Annotated in this window: 13 protein-coding genes; 2 read left to right on the forward strand and 11 right to left on the reverse strand. The window is 62.4% G+C overall.

The genetic code is table 11. The features are described from left to right. Window positions 1-106 precede the first annotated feature (106 nt). The 6 genes from cysK to RKP46_RS02015 all read right to left on the reverse strand — a co-directional run bounded on the left by cysK (window position 107) and on the right by RKP46_RS02015 (window position 7,889). Window positions 107-1,039 (reverse strand): cysteine synthase A, encoded by a 933-nt coding sequence (gene cysK, locus RKP46_RS01990; RefSeq protein ID WP_311105100.1) that lies wholly within the window; start codon window positions 1,037-1,039, stop codon window positions 107-109. Between the two features lie 246 nt (window positions 1,040-1,285). Continuing rightward, the gene (locus tag RKP46_RS01995) at window positions 1,286-2,281 is read right to left on the reverse strand and encodes a sulfate ABC transporter substrate-binding protein (protein WP_409194091.1); all 996 of its coding nucleotides are present in this window, start codon (window positions 2,279-2,281) and stop codon (window positions 1,286-1,288) included. Between the two features lie 114 nt (window positions 2,282-2,395). Further along, window positions 2,396-3,943, reverse strand: coding sequence for a threonine ammonia-lyase, biosynthetic (ilvA, locus tag RKP46_RS02000; RefSeq protein ID WP_311105102.1), 1,548 nt, complete (start codon window positions 3,941-3,943; stop codon window positions 2,396-2,398). 109 nt (window positions 3,944-4,052) lie between these two features. After that, entirely contained in the window at window positions 4,053-6,239 is a 2,187-nt protein-coding gene (locus RKP46_RS02005) for an EAL domain-containing protein (protein ID WP_311105076.1), read from the reverse strand. A gap of 89 nt (window positions 6,240-6,328) precedes the next feature. Further along, window positions 6,329-7,081, reverse strand: coding sequence for a PEP-CTERM/exosortase system-associated acyltransferase (locus RKP46_RS02010; protein WP_311105077.1), 753 nt, complete (start codon window positions 7,079-7,081; stop codon window positions 6,329-6,331). A gap of 22 nt (window positions 7,082-7,103) precedes the next feature. Then, window positions 7,104-7,889, reverse strand: a complete 786-nt coding sequence (locus RKP46_RS02015; RefSeq protein WP_311105078.1) for an outer membrane lipoprotein-sorting protein — start codon at window positions 7,887-7,889, stop codon at window positions 7,104-7,106. Between the two features lie 67 nt (window positions 7,890-7,956). Between RKP46_RS02015 and RKP46_RS02020 the strand changes: the two genes are divergently transcribed. Then, window positions 7,957-8,796, forward strand: a complete 840-nt coding sequence (locus tag RKP46_RS02020) for an ABC transporter ATP-binding protein (RefSeq protein ID WP_311105079.1) — start codon at window positions 7,957-7,959, stop codon at window positions 8,794-8,796. A gap of 55 nt (window positions 8,797-8,851) precedes the next feature. Then, complete coding sequence (locus RKP46_RS02025; protein WP_311105080.1) at window positions 8,852-10,309, forward strand: DUF1302 family protein; 1,458 nt, start codon at window positions 8,852-8,854, stop codon at window positions 10,307-10,309. Window positions 10,310-10,325: 16 nt separating this feature from the next. On the opposite strand, the gene RKP46_RS02030 is transcribed toward RKP46_RS02025, so the two are convergent. The 5 genes from RKP46_RS02030 to RKP46_RS02050 form a co-directional block, all read right to left on the reverse strand. Then, the gene (locus RKP46_RS02030) at window positions 10,326-11,312 is read right to left on the reverse strand and encodes a zinc-dependent alcohol dehydrogenase family protein (protein WP_311105081.1); all 987 of its coding nucleotides are present in this window, start codon (window positions 11,310-11,312) and stop codon (window positions 10,326-10,328) included. A 46-nt stretch (window positions 11,313-11,358) separates the two neighbouring features. Beyond that, complete coding sequence (locus RKP46_RS02035; protein ID WP_311105082.1) at window positions 11,359-12,312, reverse strand: polysaccharide deacetylase family protein; 954 nt, start codon at window positions 12,310-12,312, stop codon at window positions 11,359-11,361. A gap of 3 nt (window positions 12,313-12,315) precedes the next feature. Continuing rightward, window positions 12,316-13,008: a hypothetical protein gene (locus RKP46_RS02040; protein WP_311105083.1), complete on the reverse strand. Its 693-nt coding sequence runs from the start codon at window positions 13,006-13,008 to the stop codon at window positions 12,316-12,318. Further along, window positions 13,005-14,315, reverse strand: a complete 1,311-nt coding sequence (locus RKP46_RS02045; RefSeq protein ID WP_311105084.1) for a putative O-glycosylation ligase, exosortase A system-associated — start codon at window positions 14,313-14,315, stop codon at window positions 13,005-13,007. The genes RKP46_RS02040 and RKP46_RS02045 overlap by 4 nt, the downstream gene beginning before the upstream one ends. Before the next feature lie 140 nt (window positions 14,316-14,455). Next, the gene (locus RKP46_RS02050; protein WP_311105103.1) at window positions 14,456-15,670 is read right to left on the reverse strand and encodes a TIGR04063 family PEP-CTERM/XrtA system glycosyltransferase; all 1,215 of its coding nucleotides are present in this window, start codon (window positions 15,668-15,670) and stop codon (window positions 14,456-14,458) included. Between the last annotated feature and the right edge of the window lie 2 nt (window positions 15,671-15,672).

Genomic DNA, 15,672 nt, shown 5'->3' on the forward strand with positions numbered 1-15,672 from the left:
CAAGGCCAACCGGCCACGGAGCCGCAGCCGCCACCGGAGGATCGTCGGTCGGCATGCTGCCTCCTGTGCTGCTGTGACCCACCTGGCGGGCGTCTCGACGACTGAATCAGGCCTCGAGGTGAGCGTAGAGCTGGGTCGACAGATAGCGTTCGCCAAACGAAGGAATCACGACGACGGTCAGCTTGCCGGCATTCTCCGCCCGCCGAGCGACTTCGAGCGCCGCCCAGACGGCAGCACCCGACGAAATGCCGACCAGCAAACCCTCTTCGCTCGCCATTCGGCGGGCGATGGCGAACGCATCATCGGCTTTGACGCGCAACACCTCATCGAAGACCGCGGTGTTCAGGACGCGGGGAACAAAGCCGGCACCGATTCCCTGGATCGGATGCGGGCCTTTCTGACCGCCCGAAAGCACTGGCGACGCGTCGGGCTCGACCGCAACCACCTGCACTTCGGGTTTGCGCGCTTTGAGGACCTCGCCAACACCGGTGATCGTACCCCCCGTACCGACACCGGCGACGAAGATATCGACCCGACCGTCGGTGTCACGCCAGATTTCCTCGGCCGTCGTCACCCGGTGAATGGCAGGATTGGCGGGGTTCTCGAATTGCTGAGGCACCAGGTAACGCGGGTCGGCGGCGGCCATTTCCTCGGCCCGGCGAATGGCTCCGGCCATGCCATCCGGTCCCGGCGTGAGGACCAGGTCAGCGCCGTAGGCCTTGAGCAGCAGGCGCCGCTCGCGGCTCATCGTTTCGGGCATGACAAAGCAGCACTTGATGCCACGCGCAGCGCAGACCATCGCCAGACCGATTCCGGTGTTGCCCGAGGTCGGCTCAAGGACGATGGTCTCGGGCGTCAGCCGGCCAGCCGCCTGTGCGGCGTCGAGCATCGCAGCTGCGATGCGGTCCTTGACGCTGTGTGCGGGGTTGTAGAACTCGAGCTTGGCGGCGATCGTGCCTTCGATTCCGTGCGCGAGACGATTGAGGCGAACCAGCGGCGTGTTACCGATCAGTTCGCTGACGTTTCCGGCGATATTCATGGGCATGCTGCGGACCTCCTGGATTGTTGTGCGATCAAACGATTGCTCGCTGGCCACCAGTCGCTAGCTTAGCAGGCAATCGCAGAAACCGGAAAAAAGGGCGCCGTTGACGGCTGTCCGGCATCGCCATTGCGCTATGTTGCGTGCCCGGTTCATCCTGGTGCACTGCGTGATGCACTGCGCGTACGCCATCCCGCCGAACGGGACCGGAGCCCGGCCATCCCGGCACGAACGGGTGATGCACGCTCAGCGGCGACCAAACAGTCGATCGAATGTGCCCCCATCGGCAAAGTGCACCCGCTGCGCCTTGATCCAGCCGCCGAACACCTCGTCCACCGTAAACAAGCGCAGGTTCGGGAAGTTCCCGCTGTAGCGCGCGCCAATCCTGGCCTCGCGCGGCCGATAGTAATTGCGCGCGGCGATTTCCTGTCCTTCGGGCGAGTAGAGATAGGCCAGGTAAGCCTCCGCCAGCTTGCGCGTGCCGTGCTTGTCGGCGTACTTGTCGACCAGCGCTACCGCTGGCTCGGCCAGGATGGACAACGATGGGGTGATGATCTCGACCTTGTCCGGCCCGAGTTCCTTCACTGCCAGATGGGCTTCGTTCTCCCAGGTAAGCAGCGCATCACCGATGCCGCGCTCGACGAAGGTCGTCGTCGCCGCGCGCGCACCGGCATCGAGGACGGGAACATTGCGCAGCAGCTTGCCGACGAACTCCTGCGCCTTTCCTTCGTCGCCGGCTGCCTGGCGCAGCGCGTAGCCCCAGGCGGCAAGGTACGCCCAACGCGCCCCACCGGAGGTTTTCGGGTTAGGCATGACGACCGCAACGCCCGGACGGACAAGGTCGGCCCAGTCGCGAATCTGTTTCGGATTGCCCTTGCGAACAAGGAAGACGATCGTCGAAGTGTAGGGCGCCGAGTTGTGCGGCAGCCGCTTCTGCCAACTCGTCGGCAGCAGTTCGCGCTGCGCCAGCGCATCGATATCGTAGGCCAGCGCAAGGGTCGCTACGTCGGCCTCAAGTCCATCGACGATGGCGCGCGCCTGTTTGCCCGAACCGCCGTGAGATTGCCGGATGGAAACGCTTTCCCCGCTGTTCGCCTTGTGCTGGCGGACGAAAGCGGCGTTGAACTGCTGATAGAACTCGCGCGTCGGATCGTACGACACATTGAGCAGCGTGCTCTGACCAAGCACCGGCGAAGCGCCGACCGCGCAGACGAGAAGACCGGCAAGAATAGGGAAAGGCAGTCTGAACACGGCGACTCCGGCGCATCAAGCAATGAACACGCAGCGCAGTGTATGCGGAATTCTTTATTCCAAGAAAGAATAAATAGTTAGAATGGTATTCCAGTTCGAAATAAACTAGCCCAGAAAGAGCTTGTAGGCGGGGTTCCTGCTCTCATCCCAGTACGCGTAACCCAGCGAGTCAAGGAAGTCGGCGAATTCGCCCATCTCGTTCTTGGGTACCTGCATACCGACCAGCACGCGTCCGTAGTCGGCACCGTGATTGCGATAGTGAAAGAGACTGATGTTCCAACCCGAACTCATCCGGTTGAGAAAGTTCATCAGCGCACCCGGACGTTCGGGAAACTCGAAGCGGTAGAGCAACTCGTTGTCGATGCGTGGCGAGTGGCCACCGACCAAGTGCCGAATGTGCCCTTTGGCCATCTCGTCGTCAGTCAGATCGAGCGTCGGGTAATCGTTCTCGGCCAGGCGTGCCAGGAGTTGCTGCGCTTCGCCGCGCGAAGCAACCTGCACACCGACGAAGACGTGCGCCTGACGAGCGTCGTTGTAGCGATAGTTGAACTCGGTGATGTGCCGTGGCCCGAGCAGCGACACGAAGCGTTTGTAGGCGCCGGGCTGCTCGGGCAAGGTCACGGCAAAGACGGCTTCGCGCTGCTCGCCGATCTCTGCGCGCTCGGCAACGAAACGCAGTCGATCGAAGTTGAGGTTGGCACCGGAAGCGACGGCAACCAGCGTCTGCTCGCGCAGTTGGTGCGCCTGAACGTAAGCCTTGGCGCCCGCCACGGCGAGCGCGCCCGCCGGTTCGAGAACGGCGCGCGTGTCTTCGAAGACGTCCTTGATCGCCGCACAAATGGCATCGGTATCGACCAGCACCATTTCGTCGACGTACATCCGGCAAAGCCGGAAGGTCTCCTCGCCAACGTATTTCACCGCGGCTCCGTCGGCGAAGAGGCCGACATGCTCGAGTCTAACCCGCTCACCCTGGCGCAGGGAGCGCGCCATGGCATCTGCATCGGCAGATTCGACCCCGATGATCCGGGTCTGCGGCCTGACGCGTTTGATGAAGGCGGCGACGCCGGAGATCAGACCGCCGCCACCGACGGCGCAGAAAACGGCATGAATGGGTTTCGCGTGCTGGCGGAGGATTTCCATGCCGATCGTTCCCTGGCCAGCGATCACATCGGGGTCGTCAAAAGGGTGAACAAAGCTGAGCCCTTCCGCTAGCTCGAGCTCGATCGCATGCCGGTAAGCCTCGTCGTAGGATTCGCCGGCGAGAATGACCTCGCCGCCGCGCGCGCGGACCGCCTGCAGCTTGATCTGCGGCGTCGTCGTCGGCATGACGATCACCGCCCGGCAGCCCAGCGTTGCCGCCGCCAGCGCTACCCCCTGCGCGTGATTGCCGGCCGAAGCGCAAATCACTCCGCGCGCCAGCTTGTCCGGCGCCAGGCGCACGATCTTGTTGTACGCGCCGCGCAGCTTGAACGAAAACACCGGCTGCAGATCCTCCCGCTTGAGCAACAGGCGATTGCCCAGACGGGCGGTCAGCCCCGGGCTTGGATCGAGCGGCGTTTCGGCCGCAACATCGTAGACCTGAGCGTTGAGGATTCTTTCCAGGTAATCGGTGGACATGGCGGAAACAGCACTCGCGGAATCGGAGGCGGCGATTCTAGCAGCCGCCGCCGGCGCCGGCCGGCAAATCCGCCGGCGACGCTCGGTCAGGCCATACGCGCCCGCTCGCCACCACGACGCTGGGCAGGGCGTACCACGCGATGCCTCAGTGCGCGGTCGATGGAAATGCCCCAGCCGCCAGAAACTCCTCGAACTCGGCCGCGGACAGCGGACGACTGAACAGGAAGCCCTGCATTTCGTCGCACATCAGTCCGCGCAGCAGTTGTTTCTGCACGTCGGTTTCGACGCCTTCGGCGAGCGTACGCAGGCCGAAACTGCGCGCAATGCCAAAAATGGCATCGACGATCGCGGTCGACTTGATGTTGTGCGGATTGAGGTCGCGGATGAACGACTGGTCGATCTTCAGGCTGCTGATCGGAAAACGCCGCAAGTGGTTGAGCGACGAGTAGCGCGTGCCAAAGTCATCGATCGATACGCGCAGCCCTTCATGGTGCAGGCGCTTGACGATATCGATGTGACGCTCGGCATCCTCGGTCAGCAGATGTTCGCTGATTTCGATGTCGAGCGCATCAGCCGGCACCGCGTGCACCTGCAGTCCACGCATCAGTCGTTCGTACAGGTCGCTGCCGGAGAACTCCCGGGGCGAGATGTTGAGGGCCAGTCGCAACTCGCTCAGGCCCGTACCACGCCAATGCGAGAGCTGGCGCAAAGCCTGGTTGAGGACCCAGTTGCTCAGTTCGACGATCATTCCGCTGTCTTCCGCCAATGGGATGAAGAGATCCGGCGACATCAGCCCATGCTCGGGGTGATGCCAGCGAAGCAGCGCTTCAACACCGATCGTCTGCTGTCGACTCATGCTGATCAAGGGCTGATAGTACACCTCGAACTGGTCGCCATGCGAGAGCGCCAAGCGCAGATCACGCTCGAGCGTGACCCGATGACTACGCCCACTACGCATTTCCGGCTGGTACTGCAGGTAGCCGTTCTTGCCGCGGCCCTTGATCTGATACATGGCGATATCGGCATTGCCGAGCAGCGCATCGGGCGTCTCGCCGTCGTCCGGGAAGAGGGCGATACCAATGCTGGCCGTGGCGTGCAGCGGCTGGCCGGCGATGGTAAAGGGACGCTTCAGCTCGCCCAGGATCTTGTCGGCGATCGCTCCAGCGTCCTCACCCGAATGGACATCGGGCAGCAGAATGGTGAACTCGTCTCCCCCCTGGCGGGCCAGCGTGTCGCCCGAACGCAAACAGGCGCGCGCGCGCTTGGCAAAGCACTTGAGCAGTTCGTCTCCCTCATGGTGACCGTAGGTGTCGTTGACCAGCTTGAAGCGATCGATGTCGATGAACATGACGGCCAGCCTTCGGCCCTGCCGCTTCGCCTGGCGCAGCGCAACCGTCAGGCGGTCCTTGAAGAGGACCCGATTCGGCAGCCCGGTCAACAAATCATGGAAGGCCTGAAAGCTGATCGCTTCTTCGCTCTTCTTGCGTTCGCTGATGTCGCGCGCAACGCCTGAGGTACCGATGAAATGCGGTTCCGCGAGTTCGTTCTGGCGCGCATACAGACCACGCGCGCTGAGCACGGTAACGATCGTCCGGTTCTCGAAGTGGCGAACGCCCGGAACCTTGCCTTGCAGACGAATTTCCACGTTGGTGCTGGCGCGGTCGCCGATACGCCGCTCGTTGAAGGCGAAGCGTGCGTGCTCGACATCATCGGGATGTACGATCACCGAGTAATGCTGGCCAACCAGTTCCTCCTGCGAGTGACCTAGCAGGAATTGCACCCGACCATTGACGAAGAGAAAACAACCCTTTTCGTCGAGCGTGTAAATGATATCCGGCGACTGCTCGACGAGCAGGCGATAAAGACGCTCCGAGTGTTCGAGACGAACCACCATCAGCGCGCACTCGCGCTCGCGCCGACGGCGCAGCAAGGCACGTTCGACGCTTTCGACGACTTCCGCCGGTTCGTCGTGCTGGCGGATGAACTCGCAGGCACCGTGCCGCAACGCACCAATCGCCGACTCGACGGTCGGCTGGCGACTGAAAATGATCACTGCGGTCGGGATCTCCTTCTGCCGCATCCATTTCATGATCTCGCTCCCGTGCATGTCGGGCAGGTCGAGATCGAGGATCAGCAGGTCGATATCGCCACGGTCGAGACGCGCGAACGCTTCGTGACCGGTGTGGCATCCCTCGACATGACGCTCCTTGGCGACAAGTAGATGATCGTAGGCAAAGCTGCTCAATCCCTCGTCACCGACGACGAGGATGTTGTCGCTCGGCGGCAAAGGCGCACAAGCAGGAATCTGTGGGCGAAAATCGACGTTTGGCATGGCGTTGATCAGTCCTCCGGAGCGATCCAGGGAGAGGAAGGTACCGGCGCGCGAGCGGTCAGCGCCCTGGCCGGAGTCGGTATCGAAATCTATCCGGTTGCGCGCAGGCCCGCCTCGACTTCGTCGGCGATCACGGAAAAGACCGCGCGGACGAGAAAGTTCATTCCGTCGATGATCTCGGACACGGACATCATCGACGGTACACGAACTCCGCGGTGTTCGATCTCGCCGCCGATACGCTCGATGCGCACACCAAGCCGGGCAAGGTTCGCCGCCAGACGCGGTTCGGTCAGAACGAAGAGCGTCGTGATACCGTGGTGCCGGGCCAGCGCGATGAGCGCAAGGTACACGGCCATCGCCAGATAGGGCTGGCGCGGTCGCTCGGGAGTGCCGAAATCTTCCTCGGAGAGCGAGATCGGCTTGTCCTGTTCGCCTCGCCGACGCCGATAGTTGCCGATCACCGCCAAGCGCGAGATCTCGGCAATGCGCGACCGATCGAGGGTCTGCGGGTCGACCAGCGAACGGTCGAGGACAGCCTCACAGGCAATCTCGAAGGGCAGCGGACGCTGCCGTTCCGCCGGCCTGGTCAGAACGAGGCGCGCACAGCCGACATACTCGCCGGTGGTTACCGACTGGACGAGGCAATGAACCGACTGCGCATCGAAAGCGTCGGTTTCCAGGCCATCGGCACGCACTGGTTCGAACCCGAGTTCGCGGCAATACACCTGATGGCGGACACGATAGTTCTCGGCCCGCAGCGCCTCGGTCGTCGCTGGAACGACCCGGAAAAAGCGCCGATACCCCTGGCTCATCGCCCGTTCGGTCAAACTGGAAAGAAACACGTGATATCTTCCTTGCGTTGGGTTAATCAAGCTTCTTGAGATAGTCTTTGGTGAAGATCTTGTCCGGCAGATCGCGCAGCTTCATGCTCGCGTACTCCAGCACCGACTGCTCGCCTCCCCGCAGGGCATCCTCCATGACCAGGCGAGTCGGTCGTTTCCGGCCCTCCATCGTCTTGAAGTTCTCGTACTTGCAGCTCTTCAACAAGCGGTTCGACAGCGAGTAGAACTCGGCCTTGTGCGGCGCGAAATCCTTTTCGCGCACCCAATACACCACGCGCTGGTAGGTCACCCCGCGGTCGATGCCCGTCAGTTCGAGTACGTAGTGCTCCTCGCCGCCGATCTTCTCCTTGCGCAAGAGGGTCGGATTGTAGTCAGCGGCGAAGTTCGCGCGCGCCAGATCGCCATTGGCCACCTGCCCGGTCAGCCGCTGCGACAGGGCGAGACGAATGGGTTGCGACACGTCCGGCATGAAAACCCATAGATCACGGCCCTTCATGAGCAGAATCTGACCGCGCTCGGAAGCCGGCTCGGTGACCCGGACGATGCTGTTGTTGTTGCCCTTGGCGAGAACTCGATACTTGCGCACATCGCTGCTCTGGTCGCTGGCGGTCGTGGTGATCGTGACATCGACCTGAAAGCCCTCGGTCGGAAAGCGCACCTGGTCTGCCTTTTCCACGATCTGGCGGGCTTCGGTGTCGTCCGCACCGACCGGCGCCGCGGCAAGCGCCGCCGTGCCAGCGAAGAGGGCAAGCGCCGTGGCAAGCAGCGCAGTGTTGACACGACAATGACGGCTGGTCATGATTTCCATAGTTTTCACTCCATAGTGCCGATCGTTGATGCGGTTGGCAGGACAGGTCTCCACCGATTGCCAGCGCATGAGCCTTGACTTCGAAAAAACGCCCGTTGTCCGCATAGAACACGTATATAAGGATTATCTGCTCGGCGAGCAGAAAGTCCAAGCCCTGAAGGACATTACTTTGTCGTTTGACCCCGGCGTTTTCCTCGCGATTGCCGGTCCGTCGGGTAGCGGCAAGACCACCTTGCTCAATCTGATCGGTTGTATCGACACGCCGACCAGCGGTAAAATATACATCAATGAACAGGATGTCAGTGGTCGAACCCCCGATCAACTGGCCGATCTGCGCGCCCACACGATCGGCTTCATCTTCCAGACCTTCAATCTGTTGCCCGTTCTCTCCGCCGCCGAGAACGTCGAATACCCGCTGTTGCATCGCCGCGATCTGTCTCCTGCCGAACGTCAGAAGCGGGTTGCGTTCTTCCTCGACGTGGTTGGCCTGTCGAAATTCGCCAGCCATCGGCCCAATCAGTTGAGCGGCGGCCAGCGACAGCGTGTGGCGATTGCCCGCGCCCTGGCGATCCGGCCAGCGATCGTTCTGGCCGACGAGCCAACCGCCAATCTCGACCACAAGACCGGCGAAGAAATCCTTCTGTTGATGAAGAGCATCAATCGCTCGTCGCTGCGCACAACGTTCATCTTTTCAACGCACGACAAACGTGTGATTGCCAAAGCGGACCGCCTGGTCCGCATTGAGGACGGTGAAATTGCCCTGCTCGGCATCCGCCGCCGCTCGCAGACGCGCTGGTCGGTCGTCCGCCAGCCTCCGTCAGAACCCCATGCCGATAACCATGTTGACAGCCAGACAACCGCCGAGTCAGCACCTTCTGGAGAAAACAGCAATGCCGATGCGGCCTGACCGATCTTTCATTTGCCAGCTCGCGCTTATCCTGGCAGCGTTTTCGCGGCCGGCGATGGCCGACGTACTGACCGCCGAGAACGACGGCAAGGCTTTGGCCGCCGATCATGCGAGGCGCACCTTGGCAAGCGCAGAAACTCTGGCCGCGGCAGGCGGCGACGCTCTGCCGAAGAGCAAGGACGCGCTGTTCGACGACGACGCAGGCGAGGAGAGCGGGACCCCGACCCAGCGGCAGACTCTGCCTGGCGACGATGAGCCGACAACGGCATCGAAAGCCTCCTCCGGAGGCCGCAGCGCGCCGACCGCGCCGGCCGGGATCAGGGGTTTCATCCAGAACGAGATGGCCTACACCACGGCCAGACCGCGACACTGGTCGGCAATGATGACGCGCGCCGACGTGACTGCCCAAGGGAATCTGGCGAGCAACGTCAAGTGGAAGCTGGGTGCGCGTGTCGACTATGACGCGACCTATGCGCTGACCGACTATTACCCGCATGCGGTGGCGCGCGATCAAAGGGCCAACTTCCTGCTGCGCGAGAACTATCTCGATATCGGTGCGGGCGATTGGGACTTTCGCCTTGGCCGCCAGCACGTCGTCTGGGGTGAGATGGTCGGGCTTTTTTTCGCTGATGTCGTTTCGGCGCGCGACATGCGCCAGTTCATTCTGCCTGAGTTTGATATCCTGCGCATTCCGCAATGGGCAGCGCGCGCCGAGTATTTCAAGGACGATTTCCACGCCGAGTTCCTCTGGATTCCAGTGGCCAGCTACGACGAAATCGGCAAGCCCTATTCCGAGTTCTTCGCCCATACACTGGTACCGCCGGGGAGTGCAGTATTCCGTAACGAGAAGAGGCCGACGCGCAATCTGTCGCACACCAACTATGGTTTGCGCCTGTCAGTCCTGCGCGAGGGCTGGGACCTTGCTGCTTTCGCCTACAGCAGCATGAACACCGCGCCGACCTTTTACCGCCAGATGGTCAGCGCGCCGCAACCGACGCCGGTGTATCAGGCGCGGCACGAACGCATCGAACAGTTCGGAGCGACGCTCGGCAAGGATCTCGGGCGTGTGGTGATCAAGGCCGAAGCCGTCTACACCCGCGGACAACGCTACGAAGTCAAGGACTTCAGCGATGCCGACGGGGTGGTGCGCCAGAACACACTCAACTGGATTCTCGGGCTCGACTACACCGAGCTCGCCGACACGCGCATCAATTTGCAACTGTTCCAAAGCCATGTCATGGATCACAACTCCGCGATCATTCCCGACCGGAATGAAAATGGCGTCAGCGTGCTGCTCAACCGCAAGTTTGGTGATCGGCTGGAAGCCCAGGCGCTGTGGATTGCCAGCCTGAACCGGACGGACTGGCTGTTGCGTCCGCGTATCCTCTGGAACTTCGAGAAGAACTGGCGCCTGGCGTTTGGCGCCGATTGGTTCAAAGGTCCGGCGAGCGGCTTCTTTGGCCGCTACGACCGCAAGGATCGGGTCTATACCGAGTTGCGCTACAGCTTCTGAAAACATGCTTGCGCGCTCAGTCTACGACGAGGACTGCGGCACCCTGTACCTGACCGGCGCGCAGGCGCTGCAGCGCTTCGTTCGCCGAGGCGAGCGGGAATGTCGTCACTTCGGTACGCACGCCGGCCCGCGGGGCGACGGCGAAGAACGCCTCGCCATCCTGGCGCGTCAGATTGGCGATCGAGCGAATGCAGCGCTCCCCCCATAGAATCGCGTAAGGAAAAGCCGGGATATCGCTCATGTGAATACCGGCGCAGACAACCGTTCCGCCTTTCGCCGTATGGCGCAGCGCCTGCGGGACGAGTTCGCCCGCCGGGGCGAAAATGATCGCAGCGTCGAGTTCCTCCGGCGGCGCCTGGTCGGCCCCGCCTGCCCAATCGGCACCCATCTGGCGGGCGAAATCCTGCCCGGGAAGATCGCCCGGCTTGGTAAAGGCGTACAGCTCCCGCCCCTGCCAATGCGCCACCTGGGCGATGATGTGTGCCGCCGCGCCAAAGCCATAGATGCCGAGACGACGTGCTTCGCCGGTAGCCATCAGCGAACGATAGCCGATCAGCCCGGCGCAGAGCAAGGGCGCCGCCTCGGCATCGGAATAGCAATCAGGCAGAGCGAAGCAATAGCGTTGATCGGCGAGAGCGAATTCGGCGTAGCCGCCATCGAGCGTATAGCCGGTGAACTCGGCCTCCGTACACAGATTCTCGCAACCGCGCGCACACTCAGGGCAGTGGCCGCAGGTGCGGCCCAGCCAGGGAACGCCCACCCGCTGACCGAGCGCAAAGCGTTCGACACCGGCGCCTTTCTCAACTACCCGGCCAACGATTTCGTGCCCCAGGACAAGTGGCAGCCTGGCTTGCTGCAACTCGCCGTCGAACACGTGCAGGTCCGTCCGGCAGACGCCGCACGCGCGTACCGCGAGCAGAATCTGGCCCGCATCCGGCTGCGGCCGAGGCCATTCGACGAGCCGCAGCGCTCGACCTGGCGTTTCAAGCAGCATCGCCTTCATGTGCTCTCCCCCTCGCTGCAGGCGGCTCGCCTGCGCGCAGCCAAAGTTACAGACGGCCGGCCAGAATCATCGCACAACGCATTGCGAAGCGTCCTGGCGTGCGGTCCCAGGGAGTGAATCTGGGTAGCATATGCGGGTTCGTCGCCGCAACGGCAAAACCGGGATCGGTGATCACTGCACACGCGAAGCCGAGGTCGCGCACCAGATCTACATCGCGTTGCCCGAGATCGCGGCGTGTATCGCCATTTGGATAGGCGAACAGGCGGACCGGGCGGCCGGTCATTCGCTCGAGTTCACTTCGACCACGGACAATCTCATCGCGCGCTTCCTCGCGTCCGATCTGGCTGAGGATCGGATGGCTGCAGGTGTGCGCGCCGATTTCCATGCCGCCGGCGATCAGCCGCGCAAGGTGGTCGGCTTCCATCATCATCCTGCTCTCATCGGCGACGCCGGCCGCACGTGCGATCGCGCGGGCGACGCGAGCGCGCTCGCCATGCGGGAAATACTTGAGGCGTGGCAGAACGGTCTCCAGACACTGCAGGCGATCGGCTGGTGTTGCCAGACGGTGTGCACCCAAGCCGTACGCGTGCCAGTCGACTTCCGTCGAGCCGAGCTGGCGCACTGCCTCGATAAGATCATCGTTCCACATGCGTCCCTGCCCGAGAAAGCTGCTCGCGACGAAGAATGTCGCCACAGCTCCGTGCCGGAGCAGAATCGGCAAAGCGAGTTCGGCGTTGTTGCGGTAGCCATCATCAAACGTGATGCAGGCAGCCGCCGGCGGCAGCGACCCGTCGGCCAGGCGAGCGGCAGCTTCCGCGAGCGGCAGAACGCTGAAGTTCCGTGCGATGTGCTGAACCATCCAGTCAAACTGTTCGGCATCCGGCTCGTAGGGACGCAGCGGATCGGGTTCGGCCAGAACCTGATGAAAGATAAAGATCAGGAGTTTGCTGCGCCGCCCGCCGGGGGCCAGCATCCGATACGCTGTCTTCCAGAGCGCCATCGGCTACTTCGCCTTCGCCTTGCCAGAGCCGCGAATCTCGAGCAGCAGCTTCTCCAGCCCACGCGCCCCGGGAGCGTTGCGTTGCCCCTCTTCAATCACCTTGATCGCTTCCCCTTTCTTGCCGTTCTTGTTCAGCCAGTAGGCCCACCACCAGTAAGCCCGCCAATACTTGGCATCGGCCTGCACAGCAGCGCGAAACGCATCGGCCGCGGCCGAATTGTTGCGCTGCAGCACGGCGACCTGCAGACGCCGGGTCCATAGTTCGGCCAGCAAGGGCGTCTTCGAACTGCTGTTGTTGATGACATACACGATATCCGCATCGGCTATGCGCAAGTAAAACTCTCGCTCCTGTGTCGTAAGTCCGACGCGGTACGAGCGTGCCAGGGAAACGAGTGCCCAGCAATAGTGATGGACGGGCAGAAAATCGGACTTGCCAAAATAGTTCTCCCATTTCTCCGAGCCCGACGGGAGCATATTCTGGGCCCAGACCCATGCTTTGTGGTGGCACATCTCGGGCAACAGCGCGTACTCTTCCTTCGTCATGTCGTTTTGCGTATCCGCCAGCACACGCGAACCGCCGAGCAAGCCGGCGACTACGGCTGCAGCGACCAACACTCGCCTCAGAGCAAACGCGGTGGCCAAACGGCCGCACGCTCGCCATTGCCGGAGCACGAAGCGGGGACGAAACACCCTCATTTGAGCTGATCTCCATGATGGGTCGGACCAGTCGTGGGAGGCTTTGCCGCAGGTGCAGCGCCGACCGCGGTGGTAGCGCGCATCTCGCGGTGAGTCAGCACGATCAGGCCGACAAGATAGTAGGGAAGGTCAAAATGCAGCAAGCCCAGGAAGGCGCCGCCAACCGCAAAGCCTATCATGCTCGTCTGTACCATGCGCATAAGTTGCGGTACCCACAAGTCAGTCTCCGCGTTGCCCGTCTTCCGGGCAAGCTTGGCTGCCCAGCGCCAACTGATGTAACCCAGGCACAGGTAGAGGGCGAGGCCAACGAAGCCGTGTTCGCCCAGAACCTGAAAATAGATGCTGTGCGCAGCGTGTGCGGTCACCTCCTTGTTTTCACCGTAGAGCTGGTACAGGAGGGGATTGCTCAGATCGAAACCGGCGCCAACGATCGGGCGGTCGAGCGCCAACGTCCAGATCATTCGCCAGGTGTGCAGGCGCGACATCGCCGAAGTGTCCTGCTCGTAGGACTCGATCGTTTCCATACGCATCCACCAACTCTCTGGCATGACAAAGAGCAGAACGCCAGCAAGTATCGGCGCGAGCAGAAGGAGTCTTACTTGCCGGCCGCTTTTCACGATCAGGAAGGCTGCCATGACGCTGATCGACAGTAGCGCGCCGCGCGAATGGCTGCCGAGCACGGCCAGCGCGCAGGTACACATGGCAAAAAGCAAGCCATAGCGCAACCAGCGACGGGTACTGGTCGACCACAGGTAATACAGCAGCGGGATGAGAATGACCAGGGCCAGCGCCAGTTCGTTGTTGCCGCCGATGAACGAGCCCTGGGGTCCCCACACGCGATACGCACCGCCAGTCAGCGCTGTGAAGATGCCCCCTTTGACCCCGTAGTAGCCAATTGAAATGACGATCGCCCAGATCAACTGCTCGATCTGTTGGCGACCGGAAATCAACATCAAGGTGACCCACAGCATCAACTGAATCTTGAATACGCGGCCCCACATTTCGTTCACGATGTCGTCCGCATTGAGCGCGAAAATCCGTGTCACGCACATCCAGAGAAAGAACGAAATGAGCAGGGCGGTGATCGTGTTGAGGGGAAACGCCTGCTTGCGCCGAGTGAAGGCAAAGCCAATCAAGGTCGCCAAAGCAACCAACTGAGCGAAGGGGATGCGTGCGGCGAAACCGAAAGTCAGCAGGTGCGGATTCATCATGCCGATCCACACCCACATCAGGGCCCCGATATGCGGCCGGTAAAGGATCAGCGGCAAGGAGCCGAAGACGATTGCGGAAAGCAGCAGATCGCGCATCAGGCACCTTCGCCATCGGGCCGGCCACGCTGCCCGTGACCGGCATCCCCGTCGCCCCGCTGGCGACGGATGAGGTTCGGGAAAGGGTCAGGCATTGGTCGACGAGAAAAGGGGGCTGGGTGAGCGCGCGGCCGGGGGCATCAAGCGCTTCCGGTCTGGACGATGCGGGCGTACGCCTGGGCGTAGCGCGCCACGCTCGCCGTCCAGTTGCGCTCACTTTCGACAAACTGCCGCCCGGCCGCGCGCAGCGCCGGCCAGCGCTCGCGCTCGGACAGGAGTTGCCGAATGGCTCCCGCCAGAGCCTCCTTGCTGCCAGCACGAAAGAGGATGCCGTTCTCGCCGTGCCGAATCAGCTCGCGGTGTCCGCCGACGTCCGAGGCAACGAGCAGGCGACCCTGCGCCATCGCTTCGAGCGGTTTGAGCGGCGTGACCAGATCGGTCAGCCGCATGGAATGCCGCGGGTAAGCCAGCACATCGACTAGGTCGTAATAACGCTGCACCTCGCTATGCGGCACGCGTCCGGCAATGACCACCTTCGACTCGAGAGCGAGACGCTCAACCTGTTGTCTGAGCGCTGCCTCCTGCGGTCCGCCGCCGACGAGCAGGACGCGCACGTCCGGCCGGTGACGCAGGATTTCGGGCAGGGCATCGATCAGCAGATCGAGCCCCTCATAGGCATAGAACGATCCGATGAAGCCGATCACCGTCGCGCCGCCCAAACCAAGCTTGCTCTTCAGCCCCTCGTCGACCGGCCCGCCGCCGACAAACGATTCGATGTCCACGGCGTTCGGAATGACCGTAACCTTCTCAGCGGATATCCCGCGTTGAACGATGTCACTGCGCAGTCCTTCGCAGATCGTGAACACCTGATCGGCGCGCTTCAGCGCCCAGGTTTCCAAGCCGCGCGTCAGGCGGTAACGCAGGCTTCCTTCGCGCGTCGTACCGTGGTCCACGGCAGCATCTTCCCAGAAAGCGCGCACCTCGTAGGCCACCGGCAGAGCAAGCCGCCGACCGACGCGCAAGGCGGGGATGGCGTTGAGCACTGGCGAATGCGCGTGCAGGATTTGCGGCCTCACCCTTTGCGCCACCTCCAGCAGGCGTTCCTCGACACGCCGCATCAAGGCGAGTTCATCGAGGCCAGGCCAACGCCGGCCACCCGCTTCGCTGACGGGCGTGCGGAAGAAATGCCAGCCATCGACCTCCTCCTCGAGCGCACGACCGGCCAGATGCCGCGGCGTCGTCAGATGAAACGTCTGCCAGCCGAGCTTGCGCTGCTCGCGCAGAATCGACAGCGTGCGAAAGGTGTAGCCGCTGTGCAGCGGAATCGAATGATCGAGGATGTGCAGAATACGCAGGC

The sequence above is a fragment of the Accumulibacter sp. genome (genome assembly GCF_031732815.1).
GTDB lineage: Bacteria > Pseudomonadota > Gammaproteobacteria > Burkholderiales > Rhodocyclaceae > Accumulibacter.